Source organism: Nonomuraea sp. GTA35, assembly GCF_041950525.1.
GTDB lineage: Bacteria > Actinomycetota > Actinomycetes > Streptosporangiales > Streptosporangiaceae > Nonomuraea.
Genome location: NZ_JBGNUV010000006.1, coordinates 341,731 through 364,903 on the forward strand (window position 1 = coordinate 341,731; position 23,173 = coordinate 364,903).

Consider the following 23,173-nt stretch of genomic DNA (forward strand, 5'->3'; position numbering starts at 1 on the left):
ACCACACCAAACCGCTTATCCGCCCACCGGATCAACCCAGCAGCCCCCTGCGGAATGCCTCGGCGACGGCGGCTGCGCGGTCGCGCACGTCGAGCTTGGCGTAGATGTGCAGCAGGTGCGTCTTCACGCTGGCCTCGCTGATGAACAGGCTCGCCGCCGCCTCCTTGTTCGTCGCCCCGCCGGCCACCAGGCGCAGCACCTCCAGCTCCCGCTTGCTCAGCTTCCCCCTGGCGGGCCTGCGCAGGTGGTCGGCCAGCCGCCCCGCCGCGGCCGGGGCGAGCACGGTCTCGCCGCGGTGGGTGGCCAGGACGGCGCGGACGAGCTCGTCCGGCGGGGCGTCCTTGAGCAGGTAGCCGCTGGCGCCCGCCTCGAGCGCCGGCAGCACGTCGGTGTCGAAGGTGGTCAGCACCAGCACCCGCGGCCCGGTGCCGCTGAGCAGGCGGATGGCGCTCACCCCGTCGAGGCCCGGCATGCGCAGGTCCATGAGGACGACGTCGGGGGCGAGCTCCGCGGCCAGGCGCACGGCCTCCGCCCCGTCGGCCGCCTCGCCGACGATCTCCAGGCCGGGCTCGCCGCCGAGCGCCGCCCGCAGGCCGTCACGCACGATCGGGTGGTCGTCGGCGATCAGCAGGCGCAGTGGCATCAGTCCAGCCTCTCATCGTTCGGGATGGCGGGGACGGCGGCGGCGACGGTGGTGCCCTGACCGGGCTCCGACTCGATGTCCAGGGTGCCGCCCACGCTGCGGGCCCGCTGCCGCATGCCGTCCAGCCCGAAGCCGTCAGCGGGCCGCTGCGGGTCGAAGCCCGTCCCGTCGTCTCGGACGTCGAGGAGAACCGTTTCGTCCGTGTACGACAGGGTGAGGGCCGTCCTGGTGGCTTCGGCGTGCTTCGCCACGTTCGCCAGGGCCTCCTGCGCCACGCGGAACAGCGCCGCCTCCACTCCGGCGGCCAGGGCGACCGGGGTGCCGGTGACCTCGAACCGCAACTCCACACCCGCCGCCTCCGCCCACGACTTCGCCATGTGGCCGATCGCGTCCGGCAGTTCGGTGTCCTCCAGCGGCTCGGGCCGCAGGGCTTGAACGGATCTGCGGGTCTCGGACAGGCCGCGGCGGGCCAGCTCGGCCGCCCGGTCGAGGTGGCGGCGGCGGGAGTCCTCGTGCGGGGCGCGGTCGGCGGCGGAGAGCTGGCCGATCAGCGCCACGAGGTCCTGCGCGAGCGTGTCGTGGATCTCGCCGGCGACGCGGTGCCGCTCGTCCAGCACGCCCGCCCGCCTGGCCTGGTCGAGGAGCCTGGCGTTGAGCTCGGCGTTCTCCTCCATCGCGGCGCGCAGGCGCTCGACGAGGCGGCGGCGCCTGTCGTGCTCGGCGGAGACGTACCAGCCGGCCACGACCAGCGGCACGGCCACGCCGGCGATGACGGTGAGCAGGGTCGTCCCGGCTCCCGGGCCCGCCTGGGTGGTCACGTTGACCAGCGCCGTGAGCGTGACGCCGGCCATGACGAGGCGGCCGGGGAGCATGGCGATGGCCAGCGGGTAGCCGGCCGAGACGAACAGGACGAAGGCCAGGCTCTTGACGGCCAGCGCCGCGGCGAGGGCCATGAGGAGGAGGTAGTGGGCCACGACGAGTGCCCTGTGCGTGTCGCGGCGCTGGTAGAGCCAGGGAACGGGAGCCAGCCAGGCGGCCGCCGCCAGCGCCGGCACCGGCCACGGCACCCCGTCCCAGAGCGCGGCGGCCCGCTCGATGCCCGCCCCGCCGCCGGGTGGGATCAGGCCCGGCCCCGCGCCTGTGCCCTGCCAGGCCGCCGTGATCGCGGAGATCGCGAGCAGCGCGTACGCCAGCGCCGCGTAGACCCACCTCTCGCGCCCGTCGATCCAGCTCATGCCCCCAAGCCTGGCACGCCGTCAACCGATCGGTGGATGGCGGCCGTCAACCGCTTCTCCGCCCGGGTGGGCGATGTGGCCCGTGTACGTCCTCGGCGAGCATCGAGGCATGACCGATCTGACTCGCAGAACCGCCTTCCAGCTCGCGGCCGCCGCCGGCGCGGGAGCCACCGCCACGTCCCTGACCAAGCGGAAGGAGGTCACCACGTTCGTCTTCGTGACCGGCTCGAACGGCGTGGCCAGCGGCGACGCGGAGCTGACGCTGCGCGGCCACCGCACCGTGGGCGTGAGCCTGCCCGGGCACGGCCCCGAGGACCAGCTCCACGTGGCCTACCAGGCTCCGCAGGACCTGGCGAAGCTGGCCGCGCTCCCCTCCACCATGGCCGGGGTGACGCTGGACGACTACGTCGAGGCCACGGTGGACGTGGTGCGCAGGGTCTCCCGGTACGGCCCGGTGATCCTCGTGGGCGGCAGCCTGGGCGGCTCGACCATCACCAAGGCCGCCGACGAAGTGCCCCACCTGATCGACCGCCTCGTCTACATCGGCGCCTACTGCTGCACGAAGCTGCGCTCCCCTGCCGAGTACCTGGAGACGCCGGAGGGCAGGACGAGCCTGGGGGCCGCCATCCTGCCGGGTGTCGTCGGGGACCCGCGGGTGCTCAAGGCGATCCGGATCAACTGGCGCACGAACGACAGGAAGTTCCTGGACGCGGCCAAGGCGGCGTTCATGGCCGAGGGGACCGCCGGGGAGTTCCTGGCGCTGCTCAACTCGTCGCTGCCGGACGAGAGCCTGGAGGTGTCGAGCGCGGACGCCCGTGGCCGCAAGGACGCCTGGGGACGGGTGCGCCGCGTGTACGTCAGGCAGTCGCTGGACCGGGTGATCCCGCCGGCCTTGCAGGACCGCATGATCAGGGAGGCGGACGAGGCGACGCCGGGCAACAGGTTCGAGGTCTTCACGGTCAGGACGCCGCACGCGCCGACGCGCAGGACCTACCGGGAGATCACGAAAATCCTCGACGGGCTCGCGAAATGAAAAACGGACATCTCCGAAGAAGATGTCCGTTGCAAATGCTGGGGTACCAGGACTCGAACCTAGACTAACTGAACCAGAATCAGTCGTGCTGCCAATTACACCATACCCCACCGCTGCGATCTCCTCGCGGAGCGCTTTGGCGACGTCCGAAAGAATAGCCCAGCTCCGGGGCTAAGACCAAAACGATTAGCCGACCCGGCCTCCCGAGCCCCCACCACGTGCCCGATCGTGCCAAGCTGAAGGGGACAAAACACCACGTGGAGGAGCCCGAGCGTTGGCCGAGAATCCGTTCTTCGCCCCAAGCGACCTGCCGTACGAGCTGCCGCCCTTCGCGGACATCCGTGAGGAGCACTACCTGCCGGCGTTCGAGCGCGGCATGGCGGAGCAGCTCGCCGAGGTCGAGGCGATCGCGAGCAGCACCGAGACTCCGACGTTCGAGAACACGATCGCCGCGCTCGAACGGTCGGGCCGGATCCTCGACCGCACGGCCACGGTCTTCTTCAGCGTCGCCGCGTCCAACACGACCGACGGCATCATGGAGATCGAGAAGGAGATCTCTCCCCAGCTCACCCGGCACGGCGACGCGATCCGGCTGAACCGGGCGCTGTGGGCCAGGATCAAGCAGGTCAGCACGGCGGACGCCGAGGAGTCCTGGCTGCTGGAGAAGTACCGCGACGACTTCATCAGGGCCGGCGCCGACCTGTCGGAGCCCGACCAGGACCGCCTGCGCGCGCTGAACGAGGAGCTGTCGAAGCTCTCCACGCAGTTCGCGCAGAGCCTGCTGAAGGCCTCCACGGAGTCGGCGCTGGTGGTGACGGACCCGAAGGAGCTCGACGGCTTCGACGAGGCCAAGATCGAGTCGCTGCGCCAGGACGACGGCACGTACGTCCTGCCGCTGCTCAACTTCACCAGCCAGCCCGGCCTGGCCCAGCTCACCGACCGCGAGGTGCGTCGCCGCCTGTACGAGCTGAGCGTCGGCCGGGCCCCCGGCAACTTCGAGGTGGCGGCCAGGATGGCGGCGCTGCGGGCCGAGCGGGCGGCGCTGCTCGGGTTCCCCACGCACGCCGCCTACACGGTGGCCGACCAGACGGCCAAGACCGTCGAGGCGGTCGAGGAGATGCTCGGCCAGCTCGTCGGCCCCGCCGTCCGCAACGCCGGGCGGGAGGCCGAGGCGCTGGCGGAGCAGGCCGGGTTCCCGATCGAGCCGTGGGACTGGTCGTACTACTCCGAGAAGGTGCGCCAGGCCCGCTACGACTTCGACGGCGCGGCCATGCGGCCGTACTTCGAGCTCGGCCGGGTCTACCGCGACGGCGTGTTCTTCGCGGCCACCAAGCTGTACGGGATCACCTTCACCGAGCGGCCCGAGCTGGGCGGCTACCACCCCGACGTGACCGTGTACGAGGTGTTCGACGAGGACGGGAGCCCGCTGGGTCTGTTCGTGCTCGACCCGTACGCCAGGCCGAGCAAGCGCGGCGGCGCGTGGATGAACAACCTGGTCGACCAGTCGCTGCTGTTCGGGCAGCGGCCGGTGGTGATGAACAACCTCAACGTCACCAAGCCGGCCTCGGGGCCGACGCTGCTGACGTACGACGAGGTGAACACGGCCTTCCACGAGTTCGGCCACGCGCTGCACGGGCTCTTCTCCCAGGTGCGCTTCCCGCGCGTCTCCGGCACCCGGGTGCCCCGCGACTTCGTCGAGTACCCCTCGCAGGTCAACGAGATGTGGGTGACCTGGCCCGAGGTGCTGGCCAACTACGCCAAGCACCACGAGACGGGCGAGCCGATGCCGGCCGAGCTGGTGGAGAAGCTGCAGGCGGCCGAGAAGTTCAACCAGGGCTTCAAGACCGTCGAGTACCTCGCCGCCACGCTGCTCGACTGGGCCTGGCACAAGCTGGCCCCCGGCGAGACCGTGGCCGACCCCGAGGCGTTCGAACAGGCCGCGCTGGAGGCCGCCGGGATCGCGTTCCCGCTGGTCCGGCCGCGTTACCGGACCAACTACTTCGCGCACATCTTCTCCGGCGGCTACAGCGCGGGCTACTACTCCTACATCTGGAGCGAGGTGCTCGACGCCGAGAGCGTGGAGTGGTTCAAGGAGAACGGCGGGCTCACGCGGGCGAACGGCGACCACTTCCGCCGCGAGCTGCTGTCCAGGGGCGGCAGCCTCGACCCGCTGACCGCCTTCCGCAACTTCCGCGGGCGCGAGCCCAGCATCCAGCCGCTGCTCAAGCGCCGCGGTCTGGACTGAACGCCTCGACGTGTTCTGCGGCCCACCGCGCGAACGTGCGCGGTGGCCGCCCCGTCACCTGCTCGACCGTGGGCGTGACCTGGTAGGCGCCCTCGGGCACGTTGCCGAAGACCTCGATCTGGAACTCGATCATCTGCTCCGGCACGCCCTGGGCCCGGTAGCGCTCGCGCATCTCGTCCACGGTCAGCTCCCTGAAGGTGATCTCGCGGCCGATCGCCTCCGACAGGATCCGCACCTTGGCGGGCACGTCGAGCAGCTCGGGGCCGGTGAGGCCGTAGGAGTGGCCCTCGTGGCCGTCCTCGGTGAGCGCGGTGGCGATGACGGCGCCGATGTCGGCCTCGTGCACCATGGCGGTCCTGGTGGCCGCGAACGGCTCCTCGATCACGCCCTTCGTCCGTACGGACTCGGCCCACGCCAGCGCGTTGGCCATGAACTCGGTCGGCTGCACGTACGTCCAGGCCAGCTCGCTGCCGGTGACCGCGGCCTCCAGCGTGCCCGGTGACCAGCCGCTGAGCAGCGTCACCCTGCGCACTCCCGCCTCCTGGAGCGCTGCCACGATCTCGGCGCCGTTCTGGAGCGGCGCGTACGCGGAGTCGGCGGCGTCGATGAGGTGCACACCCTCGACGCCCTTCAGGGCCGGCACGAGGCTTCCGGCACGGCTGAGATCACCCTGGACGACCTCGGCCCCTTCGGGCAGCCTGGCCCTGGCCGGGTCGCGGGTCAGGGCGCGGACGCGGTGACCCGCTTCGAGGAGATGCGCGACGACGTGCCTGCCTACGGAGCCCGTGGCTCCCGTCACCAAGAAGGTCATGGCGACGACGTTAGGGACTATTGCGGCACGTTCAGTTCCGCGATGCGCTGGCGGAGCCATTCTTTCTCCGCCCGGCTGGAGGCCCGGGCGATCAGCAGCATGCCGCGGCGGTACGGGTCCGGCTCGTCCCGCGCCCTGACCGGCTCGCCGCCCTCGTAGAAGAAGCTCGCGGGCGCCTCCAGGAAGGCCAGCCTGCGGCTGAGCACCTTCACCTGGTCGGCCGGGTCGGGCAGCGCCGACAGGAACGTCAGCAGCGCGAAGAACCTGGTCTGGTCGCTGATGTCGAGGTCGGCGGGCTCGCGCAGCCGCCGCAGCAGTTCCTCGCGGCCGGGCTCGGTGATCGTCAGCACCTGCCGGCGCGCGGCCGCGGCCCCCGCCTCCTCGTGCCGCTCGACCAGGCCCTTGGCCTCCAGCCTGGCGATCGCCGGGTAGAGCGCGCCGTCGCTGACCGGGCGCAGGTGGCCGGTCAGCGCGGCGAGGCGGGACTTGAGCTCGTAGCCGTGCATGGGGCGCTCGTTGAGGAAGCCCAGGATCGTGAGAGCGAGGTCGCCGCCGCTTGCCATGGCATGCATCGTAACGCTATACCTCTAAGCGATATACATCGAAAAGAGGTATCAATGATCAGGCTGGCGCTGCCCATCTACGTCGAGCTGCTCACCGCGGTGGTCGCGGTCGGCGTGATCGACCTGCTCTGGGTCTCGGGGTTGGGCGAGGCGGCGATCGCGGCGGTCACCGTGGGCACGACGGCCGAGTACCTGGCCTACGGCCTCTTCCTGGCCGTGCCGACGGGGGTGACCGTGCTGGTCGGGCGGCGTGACGGGCACGCGCCGCTGGGGCCGGTCATCAGGGCGGGGTGGGTGCTGTGGGCGGTCTTCTCGGTGGCCGTCGCGGTGCCGGGGGTGCTGCTGCGGGAGCCGCTGGCGGCGCTGTTCACCGACTCGCCCGCGCTGACCGCGGACTTCTTCCTGATCTCGCTGGGCGGGCTGCCGGTGTACTTCGCCCAGACGGTCGTGGACGGGGTGCTGAAGGGGCTGGGCGATACCAGGCGGCCCATGCGGCACGCGATCATCTGCAACGTGCTCGTGGTCGCGCTGGACCCGCTGTTCATCTACGGGCTCGGGATGGGGGTGCAGGGTGCGGCGCTGGCCACGGTGATCGCGCGGGCGCTCACGCTGGCGGTCGCGCTCGCGTCCATGACACGCCTGCGCGACGCGGCCGGCCGCCCTGTCGCGGACGGCCCTGTCGCGGATGAGTCCGTCGCGGGTGGGCCCGTTGGGGGCGGGCCGGCCCGTGGCGGCCGTGGGCGGGTGGCCGGCGAGGTCATCGGTACCGGGCTGCCCATGTCCGGAGATTTCCTGGCACGTGCGCTGGTGGGGATGGCGCTGGTGGAGATCGTGGCCGGGTTCGGCACGGCGGCGGTGGCGGGTTACGGGATCGGGCAGAAGATCATGCTGGCCGGTGTGATGGTGTTCTACGCGCTGCGGCAGGCGGCGATGATCCGCACCGCCCGGTCCGAGGCCGTGCGGTCGCCGCTGGCGCTCGGGCTCGGGGCCGGCGTGGTGGTCGCGATCGTGCTGAACGTGCCGGCCGCCCCGGTCGCCGGGCTGTTCACCGGCGATCCGGCGGTGGCCGTGGAGTTCCTGCGGTGGATGACGCTCTACCTGGTGCCCTTCGGCGGGCTGATCGCCGTCGGCGGGGTGCTGCAGGCGAGCGGGAGGGGCAGCCGGCTGCTCGCCGCCACGCTGGCGGGCTTCGCGGTGCAGCTACCCCTCGCGTACGGCCTGAGCGCCTGGCTCGGCATCACCGGCGTGTGGCTGTCGATGGCCGCGGGAGCCGCCATCAGCCTCACCGGCGCGCTGGTGATGCCTGCGCGCCTCAGCCCTTCAGGCGTGTCAGAGCGGCGCGCAGGCGGTCCTGGGCGCGCTCCCGCCCCAGCACCTCGATCGACTCGAACAGCGGCAGACCCACCGTCCGGCCCGTGATCGCCACCCGCACCGGCGCCTGCGCCTTGCCGAGCTTGAGCCCGTGGGCCGTGCCGACCTCCTCCAGCGCCTGCTTGAGCGACTCAGGGTCCCAGCTCACGGTCTCCAGGCGCTCGAGGTAGCCGGCGAGGATCTCCTCGGGGGCGTTCTTCATCGCCTTGTCCCACGACGCCTGGTCGAAGACCGGCTCCTCCAGGAAGAGGAAGTCGACGTTCTGCCGGATCTCCGACAGCACCGCGATGCGCGTCTGGGCCAGCGCCGCGACCTTGCTGAACAGCTCGCGGTCCCAGGAGGGGTCGAGGTAGGGCGCGCAGCGCTCCTCGAACGTCTCCAGCGGCAGCGCCCGGATGTACTCGCCGTTGAAGGCACGCAGCTTCTTCTCGTCGAAGAACGCGTTGGAGGCGTTGACGTCCTCGAACCGGAACAGCGGCACCATCTCCGACCACGGCATGATCTCGCGGTCCTCGCCAGGCCCCCAGCCGAGCAGCATGAGGTAGTTGACCATCGCCTCGGGCAGGTAACCCTCCGCGCGGTAGTCCTCCAGCGCCACCTTGTCGCGCCGCTTGGACAGCTTCTTGCGCTGCTCGTTGACGATCACCGGGAGGTGGGCCCAGACCGGCGGCGTCGCGCCCAGCGCGGGCCAGAGCAGCTCCTGCCTGGCGGCGTTGGGCAGGTGCTCCTCGCCGCGGGCCACGTGGGTGATGCCCTGGGTGATGTCGTCCACGGCGTTGGCCAGCACGTACAGGGGCGAGCCGTCGCTGCGGGCGATGACGAAGTCCTCCTGCGCGTTGTTGGGGAACTCCACCCGGCCGCGCACCAGGTCGTCGACCACCGTGATGCCCTCGTCGGGGGTGCGGAAGCGCACCGCGCCCGCCGTCAGCCCGCGCTCGCGGCAGTGGCCGTCGTACCCCTTGTCCTTGGAGCCGGTGCGCTCCTGGACCTGCTCGCGGGTGCAGTCGCAGTAGTACGCCTTGCCGTCGGCCAGCAGCTTGGCCACGGCCTCGCGGTGCTGCGGCTCGTAGGCCGACTGGAAGTAGGGGCCCTCGAACACCGGGTTGGTGCCGTTGATGCCGATCCAGTCGAGCGCCGAGATGATGCCCTCGGTCCACTCCGGCCGGTTGCGGGTGGCATCGGTGTCCTCGATGCGCAGGATGAACCGCCCCTTGGACTGCTCCGCCACCGCCCAGTTGAACAGCGCGGCGCGGGCGCTGCCCACGTGGAACATGCCGGTTGGAGACGGGGCGAACCGCACCCGTACGTCAGTCACGGGAGACCACCTTGTTCGTGAGTGTGCCGATGCCTTCGATGCCGACGCTGACCTCGTCACCGATCTCGAGCGGGCCGACGCCCGCCGGCGTGCCGGTCAGGATGACGTCGCCGGGGATCAGCGTCATGACCGCGCTGACGTACGCCACCAGCGCGGGGATGTCGTTGATGAGCTGGCTGGTGCGCCCGCTCTGCCGGATCTCGCCGTTGACCGTGGTCGTCAGCGCCAGGTCGCTCGCGTCGAGATCGGTCTGGATCCACGGGCCGAGCGGGCAGAACGTGTCGAACCCCTTGGCCCGGGTGAACTGCACGTCCTTCTTCTGCAGGTCGCGTGCGGTCACGTCGTTGGCGCAGGTGTAGCCGAAGATGACGTCCTTGACCCGCTCGACCGGGACCTCACGGCAGAGCCTGCCGATCACCACGGCCAGCTCGCCCTCGTAGTCGACGCGGTCGGACAGCGACGTGGGGTAGGCGATGTTCTCGCCGTGGCCGATCACCGTGGTGGACGGCTTCATGAAGATGAGGGGCTCTTCCGGCACCTCGTTGCCCAGCTCGGCGGCGTGCTCGGCGTAGTTCCTGCCGATGGCGATCACCTTGCTCGGCAGCATCGGAGCCAGCAGCTTCACCTGGGACAGCGGGAGGCGCTCGCCGGTGAACTGCACCTGGCCGAACGGGTGGCCGGAGATCGCGGAGACGAACTCCTCGCCGGGCCCGCCCTCGACCACGCCGAACGAGACGCCTTCGCCTGTGGAGAACCTCGCTATACGCACCTGACAAGGCTATCGCCGCCGCCGGAGGGGTCCGTCACCTTTTTCGCGCGCCACCCCGCACGAGTCAGGAGCCGTCCATTTTTATACCCAGAGTCCGTTTTGTAGGGCTTCGGGAGTGTAACAGGGGTTATCTCTCCCCTTGGAGAAGACACCTGAGGGGGGTGACGGATCGTGTCGGACACGATGTCCAATCGGCCCACGGGGGCCGGCGCGACGGGGACCGTGCCACGGGCCAGGACCCAGGAGAGCACGACCTCGCTGGTAACGGAGAAGGGCACCACGAGCATCGACGACGGGGTCGTCGCCAAGATCGCCGGGCTCGCGGCCCGTGAGGTGTCCGGCGTGTACGCCATGGGCGGAGGCGCGGCACGGGCACTCGGGAGCATGCGCGGCATGGTCGGCGGGGACAGGAACGTCGCCCAAGGCGTCTCGGTCGAGGTGGGCGAGCGGCAGGCGGCCGTGGACCTGGACCTGGTGGCCGAGTACGGCACCGCGATCCCCGACCTGGCGGCGGCGGTCAGGAAGAACGTGATCGGCGCTGTCGAACGGATGTGCGGGCTCGAGGTGACCGAGGTCAACATCCGCGTGGACGACGTGCACCTGCCGGAGCAGGACCGCGACCGGGGGACTGACGGGCACCGGGGGGACATGGAGCAGGAGCCCCGGGTCCAATGACGTCCGCCGCCCCGACCGGTCCCGGCGGCCCGGCGAGCCCGGGCGGCCCGGCCAGCCCCGGCGCCTCGGCGACCCCCGGTGGCACAGCGAGCGCCGGTGGCACAGCGAGCGCCGGTGGCACAGCGAGCGCCGCCGGTGAAGCGCGCTCCGGCCCCGCCACCGAGGAACGGCTGATCGCCGACCGGGCGCTGGCCTGCCACGGGGTGGCCCGGCTGTCCGGTGGGCCGTTCGGGACGGTGGCCACGTACCTGCCCGGTGGGCGCCTCACGGGCGTGTCCGCGGGCGAGCGCGAGGTGGAGATCGCCATCGTCGCCACGCTGGACCGCCCGCTGCCGCAGACCGCCGACGAGGTGCGCGGCGCCGTGGCGGACCTGGCCGGGGGCCGTCCGGTGCACGTGCGCATCGACGACATCATCGTGGAGGGATCATGAACAACATCCAGTGGATGCCGATCATCGGCATGGCCGTCGGCATCGTGCTCGGGCTGGCCGGGGCGTTCGGGGGGCTGGGCGCGTTCCTGCTCGTCCTGGTCCTGGGCGCGGTCGGTTTCCTGATCGGGCGGATCGCCGAGACCGGCGAGATCGACCTGTCCGGGCTGTCCGTGAGGCGTAAATGACCATGACGGTGCCCGCCCAGCGGCGCGCTCCCCTGCCCGCGCCCGAGCGGCGCGGCCGCACGGAGATCGCCGACCGGGTGGTCAGCAAGATCGCCTGCGTGGCCGCCGCGGAGGTGCCCGAGGTGCGCGACGTGCAGCCGCGCGGCCTGCCGTGGACGCCGTCGGCCGGGGAGGTGCACGGCGATCAGGCCGTCGTGCGGCTCAACGTGAGCGTGGCCTATCCGTCCCCGCTGCACGCCGTGGCGGCGCGGTTGCGGGAGCACGTGATCCGCCGCGTCGCCGCCCAGACGGGCCTGTACGTCACCCGCCTGGACATCACCATGACCGACGTGGGCGGAGACCTGCCATGACAACACACGAGACCAGGCGGGACGTCGTGCAGGAGCCGCCGTCGGGCGCGCACCGGCTTCCCGCTCCACCACAGCACTCCAGGGCCGCCGACCGGGCCGCGGTGCGGGCCTTCCGGCCGTCGCGGCGGGTCCCGGCCGTCGTGGTCGCCACCTTGCTCGCGCTGCTCAGCCTGCTCGTGCTCGCCGAGACGATCTCGGCGCTGGCCGGGCGGCCGCTGCGCCTGATCCCGTACGACCGCATGCTGGCCTGGGCGGGCTCGACATTGTGGTCGGACCCGCGGGTACTGGTCGGCGCGGCGGTCACGACGCTGCTCGGGCTGGTGTTGCTGGCCATCGCGCTGGTGCCGGGCCGGCCGAGGATGGTGCCCGTACGCAGCGGCGACCCCGACCTGATCATCGGCCTGCGCCCCAGGAGCGTCACCCGGGCCCTGGCGCACGCGGCCGAGCAGGTGCCGGGCGTGCGCTCGGCCCGCGCGACCCTGCGCGGCCACACGTTCGCCGTCACGCCGACCACGTGCAGGCGGGACGTGGAGGGGTTCGGCCAGGACGTCCGCGGCGCCGTGCTCACCAGGCTGGCCGCGCTGGACCTCGTGGAGCCGTACCGGGTGTCCGTGAACGTCAGGGAGCAGCGGTGAACAGGAAGACGGACGTCAGGGAGCAGCTGTGAGCGTGGGAGCGGACGTCAGGGGGCAGCCGTGAGCAGGAAGACCGGGCGGGGCAACCGGTGGGGGCTGGCGCTGGTCGGGCTGGTGCTGGTGATCCTGGGCGGGTCGGCGCTGGCCCGCGGGCTGGGCGCGTTCCCGCAGAACTGGGCCGCCGCGCGGACGACGGTCGTGGACGGCAACGTGGTCGCCTTCTTCGCGCGGACCAGCCCGTGGATCTGGTGGCTGGTGGCGCTGGCCGCGCTGGTCGTGGCGGTGCTGGCGCTGCGGTGGCTGCTCGTGCAGGGGCGCAGGGACGCGCGGCGCGTGCTGCGCATCGAGGACGGCCCGACCGGGGTCACGGAGGTGTCGGAGTCGGGGATGGCGCAGGCGGTCGCCGCCGACGTGGAGTCGAGCCCGGCCGTGTTCCACGCCGCCGCGCACCTGGTGGGGCCGCGCCCCGAGGTACGGCTGCGCGTGGTCGCCGACGAGTCGGCCCCCATGGGCGAGCTGAGCCGGCACCTGTCGACGGTGGCGCTGCCGCACGTGCGGGACGCGCTGGACCGGGATCGGGTGCCGGCGGTGGCCCGCGTTAGCCTGGAGCCCTCACCTTCGCCGCACCGAGTCGTGCGCTGACGAGAGGGGTTCCTCTGGTGTCCGTCGTGAAGATCAACGTGCTGACCGTGCCCGCCGAGATGCGGGAAGAGCTCGAACGGCGCTTCTCCAACCGGGCCGGGATGGTGGAGTCCGCCGACGGGTTCGAGTGGTTCGAGCTGCTGCGGCCGGTGGAGGGCACGGAGCAGTACCTCGTCTACACGCGCTGGCGCTCCGAGGAGGACTTCCAGAAGTGGCAGCAGGGCGAGGCGTTCCAGCGCGGTCACGCCCAGGCGGCCGCCGCGGCGGCGCAGGCCGGCCACGGCCACGGCCATGGGCACGGGCAGGGGCCCGCGGCGACGGGGTCCGAGGTGTGGACGTTCGAGGTCGCCGAGAGCACCGGCCCCAAGGGCTGACCTGGAGCGCACCGGCCCGGAGGCGCGGCCGGGTCAGCCGTCCAGCGGGTTGCGGATGATCCGGTCCACGATGCCGTCGCGCACGAACCGCGCCGCGAAGCTCGACGGCTTGCGCGCGCCCTGGTCGGCGATGCAGACGCTGAACTCCTTGGCGATCTCCAGCCGCGGGTGCCGCTCCAGCACCTCCTGGCGCACCTCGGCGGGGATCTCGTCCGTGCGGCGGCCCGAGATGTCCATGCCGGTCGACAGCTCCAGCAGGTGTCCCTCGGGGTCCTCCTCCAGGGGCACCTCCTCCCACATGTGCCGGATGATCACCTCGCAGGCGCGTACGCGGCGCTCGGGCGACCAGCCGGCCCCGGCGCAGAAGGCCCAGGCCACGTGCCCGCCGGCCTCCTCGTACGGCACCGTGTGGCTGTCGAACTCGGCCGCCAGCCCGATGTCGTGCAGCATGGCCGACACGTACAGCAGCTCCGCGTCGAACGCGATGCCGTTGCCCTGCGCGTAGGCGGCCGCCCACAGGTAGGCGCGGAGCGAGTGGTTGAGCAGCGAAGGCGTGTGGTACTGGGCTGCCACCTCCAGCGCGCCACGGGCGGCGGGCGTGTCGGGGATCACCAGGTCGTCGTATCTCACATGCACCAGCATCTCATCGGGCGGCTAACGAATCGGGCACTCAACTTGACCAGTTGATCGAGATTCCGAAAGCATGTTCCGCCTTCACCTTTTTGTCCGAAAGGAACCTGGCGTGCGCCGCCTCGCGATCCCTCTTGCCCTCATGCTCGCATCCGGCACGGCGACCGGCATGGTGACCGGCACCGTCGCGGGCCCGGCGCAGGCGGCCGACAAGGTGACGCGCACCGCCGAGTGCCAGGGAGACTGGCTGCCCGGCACGCCGACGGCCGAGGACGTCATGAAGGGCGAGATCTCGCTGGTGGGGCTGCCCGCGTACAAGCTGGGCAGGACCATCAACTGGGACGCCAGCCCGTACAGGAACCGGTCGTGGGAGTTCGTCTTCCAGTCGCTGCGCTGGATGGGCACGCTCGTCGTCGAGTACGAGAACACCGGCGAGCAGCGTTACCTGGACCGCGCCACCGAGATCACCAAGGACTGGGTGGACCACAACAAGTACGGCGCCAGGGGCACCCAGCCGTACGTCTGGAAGGACCACCCGGTCTCGCTGCGCACCCAGCCGCTGCTCTGCCTCAGCAGGCACGTGAACGCGAGCTGGCTGAAGGACAGCCTGGCCACGCACGCCAAGCTGCTGTCGAACCCGAGCCTGTACAAGAAGGGCCACAACCACGGCATCGACCAGGACATCGCGCTCATGGGCATCGGCTGCAGGTACGGCCGCAAGGACTGGGCGAACCTGGCCTCCAGCCGCCTGACGAGCACGGTGAAGCTGGACGTGGACTCCCAGGGCGCGCTCATGGAGCAGGCGCCGAGGTACGCGGTGTACGTGTACGGCCGCCTCCAGGTCGCCATGACGAACATGAAGGCGTGCGACCGCAAGGTGCCCGGCGCGATCGCCGAGCGGGCCGAGGCCCTGAAGTCCTTCATCGCCCACTCGACCATGCCCAACGGCTACATGGTGCCCATCGGCGACGGCAGTGCCGAGACCGAGCCGAAGATGGAGACGGGCACGCCGAAGGAGGAGGTCAAGGCGTACCGGGCCGGCTACGTCTTCGGCCGCACCGCCTGGGGCAAGCCGGAGTCGGCGTACTACTCGATCAGGTTCGGTCCCGGCATGAAGTTCCACGGCCACGAGGACCACCTGGGCGTGACGTACTACGCCGAGGGCCGCGACATCCTGGTGGACGGCGGGTTCCACTCCTACGAGAAGAGCTCCTACCGCTACTGGACGCTCTCTCCCGAGGCGCACAACGTGCCGACCGTGGTGGGCGCGAGGTTCCGGCCGAGGACGGCCAGCAAGCTCGTCGACACCGCGTACGGCAAGGACCGGCAGGCGTTCAAGGTGACCGACAAGGCGTACGGGGTCAGCCGTACCAGGTCGGTGCTGGTCCACCACGGCGACGACGTGATGGCGGTGCTGGACACGGCGTCGGGCGGCAAGAAGGTCAGCAACATCTGGCGGTTCGCCCCGTCGCTCAGGGTGGTCTCCAACGGCGGCGGCAAGGTCGTGCTGGGCGACGGCAAGTTCAAGGTCACCCTGCTGCAGTTCTCGTCGTGCGACAGGGTCGGCGGGCAGAAGGTGGAGCGGGGCGGCAAGCTGGGCTGGGTCTCCCCCACGTACCTGTCGAAGCAGGCCACGAACGTGGTGGTGTCCCCGGCGGCGAAGTCGCTGCTGACGGTGATCGTGCCGGGGACGGACTCGCCCGAGGTGTCGTGCTCCGGCGGGAAGGTCACCGTGAACGGCGTGTCCTTCTCCGCCGGGCTGATCTGAGCTAGTTGCAGTCGCGGCCCGCGCGGAGCAGGCCGTACGTGACCGCCTGTTCCAGGGCCTGCCAGGAGGCGTCGATGATGTTCTCGGCCACCCCGACCGTGGCCCACTCGGCCGTCTCGTCGCTGGAGGTGATGAGGACCCGGGTGATGGCGTCGCTGCCGTGGGTGCCTTCGAGGATGCGGACCTTGAAGTCGACCAGCTCCAGCTTGGCCAGCTCGGGGTAGAGCTTCTCCAGCGCCTGGCGGACGGCCTTGTCGAGGGCGTTGACGGGGCCGTTGCCCTCGCCGGTGGCCACGATGCGCTCGCCCTTGGCGTGCAGCTTGACCGTGGCCTCGCTGACCAGCTCGCCGCCCTTGGTGCGCTCGACGATCACGCGCCAGGACTCGACCTCGAAGTGGCGCTTGCGCTCCCCGTGCACGGTGTCGCGCAGCAGCAGCTCGAACGAGGCGTCGGCGGCCTCGAAGGTGAAGCCCCTGGACTCCAGGTCCTTGACCCGGTCGACCAGCGACTTGGTGTGCTCGGGGGTCAGCTCGTAGCCGAGCTCGCGGCCCTTGAGCTCCACCGACGCGCGGCCCGCCATGTCGGAGACGAGCATGCGCATGTCGTTGCCCACCTGGGCGGGGTCGATGTGCTGGTAGAGGTTGGGGTCGACCTTGATGGCGCTGGCGTGCAGCCCGGCCTTGTGGGCGAAGGCGGACATGCCGACGTAGGGCGCGTGGGAGTTGGGGGTGACGTTGGTGACCTCGGTGATCGCGTGGGCGATGCGGGTCATCTCGGCCAGCGACTCCTGCGGCACGAGCTCGAAGCCGCGCTTGAGCTGGAGGTTGGCCACGACCGTGAAGAGGTTGGCGTTGCCGGAGCGCTCGCCGTAGCCGTTGGCGCAGCCCTGGACGTGGGTGGCGCCGGCCTTGACGGCCGCCAGGGTGTTGGCCACGGCGCAGCCGGTGTCGTCGTGGCAGTGGATGCCGACGCGGGCGCTGGTGCGTACGGCGTCCTGGACGATCTCGGCGAGCTCGTCGGGGAGCATGCCGCCGTTGGTGTCGCACAGGGCGATGACGTCGGCGCCTGCCTCGGCGGCGGTCCTGATCACCTCCAGCGCGTAGGCTGGGTTGGACTTGTAGCCGTCGAAGAAGTGCTCGGCGTCGAGGAAGACTCGCTGTCCCTCCGCACGAAGGTGAGAGACCGTGTCGCGGATCATCGCGAGGTTCTCCTGGAGAGTCGTGCGGAGGGCCAGCTCCACGTGCCGGTCGTGACTCTTGGCGACAAGGGTCACGACCGGCGCGCCGGATTCGCGCAAGGCGGCCACCAGAGGGTCGTCGGCGGCCTGCACACCTGCCCGGCGGGTCGCGCCGAACGCGGCTAGTTGCGCGTGCTTCAGGTCGAGCTCTGTTCGAGCGCGCCTGAAGAACTCCGTGTCCTTGGGGTTGGCGCCCGGCCAGCCCCCTTCGATGAACCCGACTCCCAGACCGTCCAGGTGGCGCGCGACGGCGAGCTTGTCGGCGACGGTGAGGTTGAGCCCCTCCTGTTGTGCGCCGTCCCGCAGCGTCGTGTCGTATACGTGGAAGCGGTCGTCGGCCATGAGTCTCTCTTCTCCGCGGAAGTCGGGTATGCGTTCGGGAAAACAAAAAGACCCCTCACGGACGTGAGAGGTCTGCGCGCTGGCGGTGTCCCTGTGTCAGCCAGCGCGCCTGCCGATAATGAGCAGACCGTAGAACATGGTGCCGTCCAGTCTGCCATACGCATTCACCATTCGGCACACCGGTCTCACCACATGGGACACCGCAGCTCACACCTGCACGCCGACGCCTCCGGTGACGAGGCGCTCCAGCGCGGCGGGGTCGAACGCCTCGTTGCCCAGCATCTGGCCGTCGAGCACCACGGTCGGCGTGCCCTGCAGCGGGATCTTGGCCGTCTCCGCCAGGTGCGCCTCGGCGTACGTCTGCGACGTGACGCAGGAGTCCACCGACGCGCCCGCCTTGCGCGCGGCCCTGGTCAGCTCCTCGACGGTGAAGCCGGACGCCGTGCCGTGCGGCGCGGGCTGCATGGCGTACACCTCGTCCCTGAACGCCAGCCAGTTCGCCGCCGGGACGCAGCGGGCGGCCGCGGCGGCGCGGATGGAGTTGGAGCGCATGGGCTCGTCCCCGAAGATCGTCACGGTGTGGAAGACGACCTTGACCTTGCCCTCCTGCGCGAGTTTCCTGATCGTGGCGTCTACCTTGGAGTGCATGTCCTTGCAGACGGGACAGTCGAAGTCCTCGTACACGTCCAGCACGGGAGCGTCGCTCCCCAGGTCGGCCAGGACCATCGAGCCGTCCGCCTGCCGGGTGAGCGTCACCTCACCGGACGACGACGCGCCCGCCTGGGAGAATGCCAGCACCCCGAGTACGGCGATCGCCACGCACGCCAGCGCGACCGCCATCAACCGCTTCTTCATCAGCCCACTCTCACCTCATTGATCGCGCAGACCCTACCCGAAACGGAGCAAATGGCCGCATGAAGGCATACCTCCTCGACGCCGCCGTAGCGCGGTACGTGTCCGAGCACACCACAGCCCCCGACCCCCTGCTGGCGGCGCTGGAGCGGGAGACCGCCGAGGTCGCGGGCGAGGACGCGACCATGCAGATCTCCTTCGACCAGGGCCGGCTGCTCACGATGATCACGCAGCTCATGGCGCCTCGGGTGGCCGTGGAGGTGGGAACGTTCACCGGATATTCGTCCATCTGCATCGCACGCGGGCTGTCCGGCGGCACGCTGCACTGCTTCGACGTCAGCGAGAAGTGGACGTCCATCGCCCGCCGCTACTGGCACGAGGCGGGCCTCGACGATCGGGTGACGCTCACGATCGGGCCGGCCGCGGACACGCTCACCGCCTTCGACCAGCAGATCGACCTGGCCTTCCTGGACGCCGACAAGCAGAACTACCCGGTCTACTACGAGCTGCTGATGGACCGGCTGCGGCCGGGCGGGCTGATCCTGGCGGACAACACGCTGCGCCGGGGCTGGGTGGCCGATCCCGCGCACGACGAGCCGACGACCGTGCAGATGCGGCAGTTCAACGATCTGGTGATGGAGGATCCCCGGGTGACCGTCGTGATGCTGCCCGTGGCCGACGGGATGACGCTGATCAGAAAGAACTAGCGCCGCACGCCCTGTATTCACACACCCGTTCCGGCATACGCTCTGTCACTCCGCCGCCAGAAAGGACGGAGTGCATGGCCGTGCCCCTCGAAGAGCGATTCCGTACCGTGCGTGAATTGCACCCCGAATATCGGGTGGAAACGGTGAGCGGCCGGATCGTGGTCAACGAGGCGGGCACCTGGCAGCACAACACGTGCATGTTCCGGGTGCTGCGCGGGCTGCTCGCCCCGGCGGTCGAGCGGGGCTGGCAGATCTGGCCGAACATCACCGTCTACCTGGGCCGTCAGGCCGATCGGTACGTGCCCGACCTGACGGTGGTGCCCCGGGCGCCGCGGTTGCACAAGGATTACGCGGTGCACGGGGATTCGACGCTGCTGCTCGTCGACATCGTTTCTTCGGGCAGTTCCTACGACGACTTCTACGTCAAGCCGCGCAGTTACTCGCCGGCCGGGGTGCCGCTTTATCTGGTGGTCGATCCGGCGCAGCGGACGGTGCGGCTCTTCAGCGAGCCGGGTGGCCGCGCATACGGCCGGGAAACGGTCGCGACGCTCACCGAGCCGCTGTTCCTGCCGGCGCCGTGGGAATTGTCGCTGAATACCGGGGAATGGTGGTGAGCCCTGCCGGGAGGGCTCACCACCGGCCGGTTCAGCCGATCTTGTGGATCCAGTTGTGGGTGTCGGGGCGGGCGCCGTACTGGATGCCGACGAGCTCCTCGCGCACCCGCATCGTCACCGGGCCCGGCGTGCCGTCGGCCACGGTCCAGGAGCGGTCGGCGCCCTTGACCGTGCCGACCGGCGTCACCACGGCCGCCGTGCCGCACGCGAACACCTCGGTGAGGTCGCCGGACGCGCTCGCCTCCTGCCACTCGTCCACCGTGATGAGCCGCTCCTCCGTCTCCAGCCCCAGGTCGCCGGCCAGCTCCAGGATCGACTCGCGGGTGATGCCGGGCAGCAGGGTGCCGGTGAGGGCGGGCGTGACGAGCTTGTCGCCGAAGACGAAGAACAGGTTCATCCCGCCCATCTCCTCGACGTACCGGTGCTCCTGCGCGTCCAGCCACACGACCTGGTCGCAGCCGTTCTCCACCGCCTGCCGCTGCGCCACGAACGCCGCGGCGTAGTTGCCGCCGCACTTGGCGAAGCCGGTGCCGCCGGGGGCGGCGCGGGTGTACTCGGTGGACAGCCAGACGGAGACGGGCTTGACGCCACCGGTGAAGTACGAGGCCGCCGGCGAGGCGATGACCATGTACTTGTAGGTCTTCGACGGGTAGTTGACCCCGAGCCCCGCCTGGGTGGCGATCATGAAGGGGCGCAGGTAGAGGCTGTGCCCCTCGGTGGTGGGCACCCACTCCTTGTCGGTCTGGACGAGCAGCTCCAGCGACTCGACGAACGTCTCCTCCGGCAGCTCGGGCATGGCCATGCGCGCGGCCGAGCGGTTGAAGCGGCCGGCGTTGGCGTACGGGCGGAAGGTGACGATCGAGCCGCCGATCTGCCGGTAGGCCTTCAGGCCCTCGAACAGCTCCTGCGCGTAGTGGAAGACCGAGGTGGCGGGGTCGAGCGAGAGCGGACCGTACGGCATGAGCCTGGCGTCGTGCCAGCCCTCGCCCTCGGTGTAGTCGATCGAGATCATGTGATCGGTGAACGTCTGCCCGAATCCGGGGTTCGCCAGTACCTGCTCCCGCTCGGCTGCGGTGCGAGCGTGGTCGGATAGCTGCACGTCGAAGCTGAGCTTCTGAGCGATGGTCATGACGGCGGTCCTTCTCTCTACGGTCTACCGAAATCTACCGGAATCCGGTCACCCCTCCGGGAGCTGTCGCGCTCCCGGGGGCGGTCCGTACTTCCTATTGTCTCGCTATATGGGATGGCAAGCGGTTGATGGGGGGTTGGCCCGATTACCGCCGTGGCCTGGGTACACGAAAACGCGCCCGGCAGTCCTCCTCGGACCGCCAGGCGCGTACGGGGCTAGGCGGTCCTAGCCGGATACTCGCGCGGTGATGTCGTCGCCGATCTCGCTGGTGCTGCGGCTTGCCCCGCGCTCGGCGATGTCGTCGGCGACCGCCCGCTCGACCCTGGCCGCCTCGTCGTGCAGGCCGAGGTGGTCGAGGAGCATGGAGACGGACAGGATGGTCGCGGTGGGGTCGGCCTTGCCCTGGCCGGCGATGTCGGGGGCGCTGCCGTGCACCGGCTCGAACATGCTGGGCGCCGCGCCCTCCGGGTTGATGTTGCCGCTGGCCGCCAGGCCGATGCCGCCGGCGATGGCCGCGCCGAGGTCGGTGATGATGTCGCCGAACAGGTTGTCGGTGACGACCACGTCGAAGCGCTCGGGCTGGGTCACGAAGAACATCGAGGCCGCGTCGATGTGGCAGTAGTCGGTGCTGACCTCCGGGTACTCCTCGGCCACGCGGTTGACCGTGCGCTGCCACAGGTCGCCGGCGAAGGTGAGCACGTTCGTCTTGTGGACGAGGGTCAGCTTCCTGCGCGGCCGGGTCTTGGCCTTCTCGAACGCGTAACGCACCACGCGCTCGACGCCGTGGGCGGTGTTGAGCGACTCCTGGGTGGCGATCTCGTGCGGCGTGCCGCGCCGCATGACGCCGCCCGTGCCGGCGTAGAGGCCCTCGGTGCCCTCACGCACGACGATCATGTCGATGTTCTCCGTCGGCGTGCCGGCCAGGGGGGTCGCCACGCCGGGGAACAGCTTGACCGGCCGCAGGTTGACGTAGTGGTCGAAGGCGAAGCGGAGTCGCAGCAGGAGGTCGCGCTCGAGGATGCCGGGCGGCACGCTGGGGTCGCCGATGGCGCCGAGCAGGATCGCGTCGTAGCCGCGCAGCTCGTCGAGCACCGAGTCGGGGAGAGTCTCGCCGGTACGGTGGTAGCGTGCGGCCCCCAGGTCGTAGTGCGTGGGCTCGATCTTCGTGCCTACTGCCTCCAGGACCTTGAGCCCTTCGGCGACGACCTCGGTGCCGATGCCATCCCCAGGGATGACGGCCAGGCGGATGTTACGCGACTCCATGACGGCAACCATACCGGCTCGTCTCGTCTGACGAACACACCATCTCATTTTCCGGACGTCCGGTTTGGGGGGATTGCGACCTTTTGACCGTTTCGTTAGAGTCCGTCGAGCCTAATCCACGCAGCCGCTGCGTGGAGCCGGGGACCCACTTTCCCCCAGGGGCGAATCGGCGGTCAGCGCCGTAGGGCTGTCTTCCAGGCCCGAGCCCGTCAGCTAACCCGGTCGGCCGTATGGAAGGACAGTGCTCTGTCTCGCACCGCCATCGTCCTGGCAGCAGCTTCTGCCGGACTCATCCTGGCCACCCCCGCCGCCCAGGCGGCCACCGGCGACGAGGTCGCCGCCCGGTCCGCCACCGACAAGGACACCACCACCCTCACCGGCGCCGAGATCCGGCGCATCAGGCAGGCCCAGGCGCCCAGACCCGCCTGGAAGATCGCCCTCGACTACGCCATGGACAAGCGCGGCATCCCGTACGTCTGGGGCGGAACCAGCGATCGAGGGTACGACTGCTCGGGGCTCATGCTCCGGGCGTACGAGAAGGCGGGGATCGACCTGCCGAGAACGGCCCGCGAGCAGTACGGGGCCTTCTCCAGGAAGATCTCCTGGAACGATCTAAGACCCGGCGACCTGGTGTTCTTCAGCAACCTGGGCCACGTCGGGATGATCTCCAAGCCCGGCCACATGGTGCACGCGCCGCGGTCGGGCGACGTGGTGAAGGAGGAGAAGCTCTCCCACTGGCGCAGGCAGGCCTTCGTCGGCGCTGTCCGGCCGGACCCCAAGGGCGTGCGCCAGTGGGCCGAACAGCTCGAACAGCGCCGCGAAACCGTGCCCGCCGACGTGACCGCCACCCTCTGAGAAGCCCGAGCGGCCCCGCTTTCCCCCGCGGGGCCGCTCGTCCTCCTCAGCAGGCGGTCAGGGCACGATCGGGGCGGCGAGGTGCGCCACGAAGCACGGGTTCGGGTAGTCGTCGGCGAAGTCCTTCGGCTCGCCCCGATAGTCGCCCCGGATCTCGACGTGCACCGGGTCGAAGATCTTCGGGCAGGGCACGTCCGGCCGGTACCTGATCCGGTCCAGGTCGCCGCCGAACTCGTCCAGCCTGTCGCAGGCGGCGACGGGGTCGGGGTGGACGCCGCCTTCCGGACGGCAGGTCAGGAACCACTGCGTGGTGCTGCCGCCGTGGTAGGTGGTGATGCGCAGGTAGGACTCCTGCGCGTGGGCGGGGACGGCGAGCAGCGCCGCGACGGTCAGAGCGGGCAGGGCTACGGTCGCGGCGCGACGGATCACGCTCAGGGAAGCGCGCATGGGGGAACCTCCTGCATGGATGAACACGTATAGCGACGCTATCAACACTCTT

The 23,173-nt window shown here is 70.5% G+C and carries 26 protein-coding genes, 1 tRNA gene and 1 riboswitch; of the genes, 14 read left to right on the top strand and 13 right to left on the bottom strand.

What is annotated here, in order from left to right:
- Positions 1–31: 31 nt before the first annotated feature.
- Both ACBJ32_RS28175 and ACBJ32_RS28180 read right to left on the bottom strand, forming a co-directional pair.
- Positions 32–643 carry a response regulator gene (locus tag ACBJ32_RS28175; protein ID WP_375129242.1) on the bottom strand — a complete coding sequence of 204 codons (612 nt, stop codon included), beginning with the start codon at positions 641–643 and terminating at the stop codon, positions 32–34.
- Entirely contained in the window at positions 643–1,878 is a 1,236-nt protein-coding gene (locus ACBJ32_RS28180; RefSeq protein ID WP_375129243.1) for a sensor histidine kinase, read from the bottom strand. The genes ACBJ32_RS28175 and ACBJ32_RS28180 overlap by 1 nt, the downstream gene beginning before the upstream one ends.
- A gap of 109 nt (positions 1,879–1,987) precedes the next feature.
- Here ACBJ32_RS28180 and ACBJ32_RS28185 point away from each other — a divergent pair, with 109 nt between their 5' ends.
- The gene (locus ACBJ32_RS28185) at positions 1,988–2,911 is read left to right on the top strand and encodes an alpha/beta hydrolase (protein ID WP_375129244.1); all 924 of its coding nucleotides are present in this window, start codon (positions 1,988–1,990) and stop codon (positions 2,909–2,911) included.
- Positions 2,912–2,949: 38 nt separating this feature from the next.
- Here the strand turns inward: ACBJ32_RS28185 and ACBJ32_RS28190 are convergent.
- Positions 2,950–3,021: transfer RNA gene (locus ACBJ32_RS28190), tRNA-Gln, on the bottom strand.
- A gap of 164 nt (positions 3,022–3,185) precedes the next feature.
- On the opposite strand from ACBJ32_RS28190, the gene ACBJ32_RS28195 reads away from it, so the two are divergent.
- Positions 3,186–5,156 (top strand): M3 family metallopeptidase, encoded by a 1,971-nt coding sequence (locus ACBJ32_RS28195; RefSeq protein WP_375129245.1) that lies wholly within the window; start codon positions 3,186–3,188, stop codon positions 5,154–5,156.
- Here the strand turns inward: ACBJ32_RS28195 and ACBJ32_RS28200 are convergent.
- On the bottom strand, positions 5,134–5,967 hold the full coding sequence (locus ACBJ32_RS28200; RefSeq protein ID WP_375129246.1) for an NmrA family NAD(P)-binding protein: 834 nt from the start codon (positions 5,965–5,967) through the stop codon (positions 5,134–5,136). The two genes, ACBJ32_RS28195 and ACBJ32_RS28200, sit on opposite strands and share 23 nt — an antisense overlap.
- Before the next feature lie 17 nt (positions 5,968–5,984).
- Positions 5,985–6,530 carry a PadR family transcriptional regulator gene (locus tag ACBJ32_RS28205; protein WP_375129247.1) on the bottom strand — a complete coding sequence of 182 codons (546 nt, stop codon included), beginning with the start codon at positions 6,528–6,530 and terminating at the stop codon, positions 5,985–5,987.
- Positions 6,531–6,584: 54 nt separating this feature from the next.
- Between ACBJ32_RS28205 and ACBJ32_RS28210 the strand changes: the two genes are divergently transcribed.
- Positions 6,585–7,949 carry an MATE family efflux transporter gene (locus tag ACBJ32_RS28210; RefSeq protein ID WP_375129248.1) on the top strand — a complete coding sequence of 455 codons (1,365 nt, stop codon included), beginning with the start codon at positions 6,585–6,587 and terminating at the stop codon, positions 7,947–7,949.
- On the opposite strand, the gene gltX is transcribed toward ACBJ32_RS28210, so the two are convergent.
- Together gltX and ACBJ32_RS28220 are read right to left on the bottom strand one after the other, a co-directional pair.
- Entirely contained in the window at positions 7,843–9,216 is a 1,374-nt protein-coding gene (gltX, locus tag ACBJ32_RS28215; protein ID WP_375129249.1) for a glutamate--tRNA ligase, read from the bottom strand. The two genes, ACBJ32_RS28210 and gltX, sit on opposite strands and share 107 nt — an antisense overlap.
- Positions 9,209–9,985 carry a fumarylacetoacetate hydrolase family protein gene (locus ACBJ32_RS28220; RefSeq protein ID WP_357872291.1) on the bottom strand — a complete coding sequence of 259 codons (777 nt, stop codon included), beginning with the start codon at positions 9,983–9,985 and terminating at the stop codon, positions 9,209–9,211. The genes gltX and ACBJ32_RS28220 overlap by 8 nt, the downstream gene beginning before the upstream one ends.
- A gap of 183 nt (positions 9,986–10,168) precedes the next feature.
- Between ACBJ32_RS28220 and ACBJ32_RS28225 the strand changes: the two genes are divergently transcribed.
- The 7 genes from ACBJ32_RS28225 to ACBJ32_RS28255 are packed head-to-tail and all read left to right on the top strand — an operon-like array spanning position 10,169 to position 13,277.
- The gene (locus tag ACBJ32_RS28225) at positions 10,169–10,660 is read left to right on the top strand and encodes an Asp23/Gls24 family envelope stress response protein (RefSeq protein ID WP_357872288.1); all 492 of its coding nucleotides are present in this window, start codon (positions 10,169–10,171) and stop codon (positions 10,658–10,660) included.
- Entirely contained in the window at positions 10,657–11,091 is a 435-nt protein-coding gene (locus ACBJ32_RS28230; protein WP_375129250.1) for a hypothetical protein, read from the top strand. Before ACBJ32_RS28225 ends, ACBJ32_RS28230 begins: the two co-directional genes overlap by 4 nt.
- Positions 11,088–11,276 carry a hypothetical protein gene (locus ACBJ32_RS28235; protein WP_375129251.1) on the top strand — a complete coding sequence of 63 codons (189 nt, stop codon included), beginning with the start codon at positions 11,088–11,090 and terminating at the stop codon, positions 11,274–11,276. The genes ACBJ32_RS28230 and ACBJ32_RS28235 overlap by 4 nt, the downstream gene beginning before the upstream one ends.
- Positions 11,273–11,626 carry a hypothetical protein gene (locus tag ACBJ32_RS28240; RefSeq protein WP_357872281.1) on the top strand — a complete coding sequence of 118 codons (354 nt, stop codon included), beginning with the start codon at positions 11,273–11,275 and terminating at the stop codon, positions 11,624–11,626. The genes ACBJ32_RS28235 and ACBJ32_RS28240 overlap by 4 nt, the downstream gene beginning before the upstream one ends.
- Positions 11,623–12,261, top strand: a complete 639-nt coding sequence (locus tag ACBJ32_RS28245) for a DUF6286 domain-containing protein (RefSeq protein WP_375129252.1) — start codon at positions 11,623–11,625, stop codon at positions 12,259–12,261. The genes ACBJ32_RS28240 and ACBJ32_RS28245 overlap by 4 nt, the downstream gene beginning before the upstream one ends.
- Before the next feature lie 60 nt (positions 12,262–12,321).
- Positions 12,322–12,903, top strand: coding sequence for an alkaline shock response membrane anchor protein AmaP (locus ACBJ32_RS28250; protein WP_375129253.1), 582 nt, complete (start codon positions 12,322–12,324; stop codon positions 12,901–12,903).
- Between the two features lie 17 nt (positions 12,904–12,920).
- Positions 12,921–13,277: an antibiotic biosynthesis monooxygenase family protein gene (locus ACBJ32_RS28255; protein WP_375129254.1), complete on the top strand. Its 357-nt coding sequence runs from the start codon at positions 12,921–12,923 to the stop codon at positions 13,275–13,277.
- Positions 13,278–13,310: 33 nt separating this feature from the next.
- On the opposite strand, the gene ACBJ32_RS28260 is transcribed toward ACBJ32_RS28255, so the two are convergent.
- Positions 13,311–13,907 carry an HD domain-containing protein gene (locus tag ACBJ32_RS28260; RefSeq protein WP_357872270.1) on the bottom strand — a complete coding sequence of 199 codons (597 nt, stop codon included), beginning with the start codon at positions 13,905–13,907 and terminating at the stop codon, positions 13,311–13,313.
- 112 nt (positions 13,908–14,019) lie between these two features.
- On the opposite strand from ACBJ32_RS28260, the gene ACBJ32_RS28265 reads away from it, so the two are divergent.
- Complete coding sequence (locus ACBJ32_RS28265; RefSeq protein ID WP_375129255.1) at positions 14,020–15,675, top strand: heparinase II/III family protein; 1,656 nt, start codon at positions 14,020–14,022, stop codon at positions 15,673–15,675.
- A gap of 1 nt (position 15,676) precedes the next feature.
- Here the strand turns inward: ACBJ32_RS28265 and cimA are convergent, their stop codons facing one another.
- Positions 15,677–17,254, bottom strand: a complete 1,578-nt coding sequence (cimA, locus tag ACBJ32_RS28270) for a citramalate synthase (protein ID WP_375129256.1) — start codon at positions 17,252–17,254, stop codon at positions 15,677–15,679.
- A gap of 207 nt (positions 17,255–17,461) precedes the next feature.
- Positions 17,462–18,109: a thioredoxin domain-containing protein gene (locus ACBJ32_RS28275; protein ID WP_357872261.1), complete on the bottom strand. Its 648-nt coding sequence runs from the start codon at positions 18,107–18,109 to the stop codon at positions 17,462–17,464.
- Positions 18,110–18,168: 59 nt separating this feature from the next.
- Here ACBJ32_RS28275 and ACBJ32_RS28280 point away from each other — a divergent pair, with 59 nt between their 5' ends.
- Together ACBJ32_RS28280 and ACBJ32_RS28285 are read left to right on the top strand one after the other, a co-directional pair.
- A complete protein-coding gene (locus tag ACBJ32_RS28280; protein ID WP_357872258.1) occupies positions 18,169–18,813 on the top strand; it encodes an O-methyltransferase in 645 nt (214 codons plus the stop codon).
- Positions 18,814–18,887: 74 nt separating this feature from the next.
- The gene (locus ACBJ32_RS28285) at positions 18,888–19,427 is read left to right on the top strand and encodes a Uma2 family endonuclease (RefSeq protein ID WP_375129257.1); all 540 of its coding nucleotides are present in this window, start codon (positions 18,888–18,890) and stop codon (positions 19,425–19,427) included.
- A gap of 31 nt (positions 19,428–19,458) precedes the next feature.
- On the opposite strand, the gene ACBJ32_RS28290 is transcribed toward ACBJ32_RS28285, so the two are convergent.
- Positions 19,459–20,556 (bottom strand): branched-chain amino acid aminotransferase, encoded by a 1,098-nt coding sequence (locus ACBJ32_RS28290; RefSeq protein ID WP_357872253.1) that lies wholly within the window; start codon positions 20,554–20,556, stop codon positions 19,459–19,461.
- Positions 20,557–20,781: 225 nt separating this feature from the next.
- Positions 20,782–21,819 (bottom strand): 3-isopropylmalate dehydrogenase, encoded by a 1,038-nt coding sequence (locus ACBJ32_RS28295; protein WP_375129258.1) that lies wholly within the window; start codon positions 21,817–21,819, stop codon positions 20,782–20,784.
- A 98-nt stretch (positions 21,820–21,917) separates the two neighbouring features.
- A riboswitch (cyclic di-AMP (ydaO/yuaA leader) is annotated at positions 21,918–22,062 on the top strand.
- A gap of 207 nt (positions 22,063–22,269) precedes the next feature.
- Between ACBJ32_RS28295 and ACBJ32_RS28300 the strand changes: the two genes are divergently transcribed.
- Entirely contained in the window at positions 22,270–22,674 is a 405-nt protein-coding gene (locus ACBJ32_RS28300; protein ID WP_375129259.1) for a C40 family peptidase, read from the top strand.
- Between the two features lie 57 nt (positions 22,675–22,731).
- On the opposite strand, the gene ACBJ32_RS28305 is transcribed toward ACBJ32_RS28300, so the two are convergent.
- Positions 22,732–23,121, bottom strand: coding sequence for an SSI family serine proteinase inhibitor (locus ACBJ32_RS28305; RefSeq protein WP_357872244.1), 390 nt, complete (start codon positions 23,119–23,121; stop codon positions 22,732–22,734).
- Positions 23,122–23,173: the final 52 nt, after the last annotated feature.

What these genes read in the sequence shown, in the direction of transcription:
- ACBJ32_RS28290 (WP_357872253.1), bottom strand. Translation starts at nt 20,556, where the DNA reads ATGACCATCGCTCAGAAGCTCAGCTTCGACGTGCAGCTATCCGACCAC.
- ACBJ32_RS28235 (WP_375129251.1), top strand. Translation starts at nt 11,088, where the DNA reads ATGAACAACATCCAGTGGATGCCGATCATCGGCATGGCCGTCGGCATC.
- ACBJ32_RS28175 (WP_375129242.1), bottom strand. Translation starts at nt 643, where the DNA reads ATGCCACTGCGCCTGCTGATCGCCGACGACCACCCGATCGTGCGTGAC.
- ACBJ32_RS28245 (WP_375129252.1), top strand. Translation starts at nt 11,623, where the DNA reads ATGACAACACACGAGACCAGGCGGGACGTCGTGCAGGAGCCGCCGTCG.
- ACBJ32_RS28275 (WP_357872261.1), bottom strand. Translation starts at nt 18,109, where the DNA reads ATGAAGAAGCGGTTGATGGCGGTCGCGCTGGCGTGCGTGGCGATCGCC.
- ACBJ32_RS28185 (WP_375129244.1), top strand. Translation starts at nt 1,988, where the DNA reads ATGACCGATCTGACTCGCAGAACCGCCTTCCAGCTCGCGGCCGCCGCC.
- ACBJ32_RS28200 (WP_375129246.1), bottom strand. Translation starts at nt 5,967, where the DNA reads ATGACCTTCTTGGTGACGGGAGCCACGGGCTCCGTAGGCAGGCACGTC.
- ACBJ32_RS28295 (WP_375129258.1), bottom strand. Translation starts at nt 21,819, where the DNA reads ATGGAGTCGCGTAACATCCGCCTGGCCGTCATCCCTGGGGATGGCATC.
- ACBJ32_RS28305 (WP_357872244.1), bottom strand. Translation starts at nt 23,121, where the DNA reads ATGCGCGCTTCCCTGAGCGTGATCCGTCGCGCCGCGACCGTAGCCCTG.
- ACBJ32_RS28230 (WP_375129250.1), top strand. Translation starts at nt 10,657, where the DNA reads ATGACGTCCGCCGCCCCGACCGGTCCCGGCGGCCCGGCGAGCCCGGGC.
- cimA (WP_375129256.1), bottom strand. Translation starts at nt 17,254, where the DNA reads ATGGCCGACGACCGCTTCCACGTATACGACACGACGCTGCGGGACGGC.
- ACBJ32_RS28210 (WP_375129248.1), top strand. Translation starts at nt 6,585, where the DNA reads ATGATCAGGCTGGCGCTGCCCATCTACGTCGAGCTGCTCACCGCGGTG.
- ACBJ32_RS28280 (WP_357872258.1), top strand. Translation starts at nt 18,169, where the DNA reads ATGAAGGCATACCTCCTCGACGCCGCCGTAGCGCGGTACGTGTCCGAG.
- ACBJ32_RS28240 (WP_357872281.1), top strand. Translation starts at nt 11,273, where the DNA reads ATGACCATGACGGTGCCCGCCCAGCGGCGCGCTCCCCTGCCCGCGCCC.
- ACBJ32_RS28300 (WP_375129259.1), top strand. Translation starts at nt 22,270, where the DNA reads ATGGACAAGCGCGGCATCCCGTACGTCTGGGGCGGAACCAGCGATCGA.
- ACBJ32_RS28225 (WP_357872288.1), top strand. Translation starts at nt 10,169, where the DNA reads ATGTCCAATCGGCCCACGGGGGCCGGCGCGACGGGGACCGTGCCACGG.
- ACBJ32_RS28180 (WP_375129243.1), bottom strand. Translation starts at nt 1,878, where the DNA reads ATGAGCTGGATCGACGGGCGCGAGAGGTGGGTCTACGCGGCGCTGGCG.
- ACBJ32_RS28205 (WP_375129247.1), bottom strand. Translation starts at nt 6,530, where the DNA reads ATGGCAAGCGGCGGCGACCTCGCTCTCACGATCCTGGGCTTCCTCAAC.
- ACBJ32_RS28285 (WP_375129257.1), top strand. Translation starts at nt 18,888, where the DNA reads ATGGCCGTGCCCCTCGAAGAGCGATTCCGTACCGTGCGTGAATTGCAC.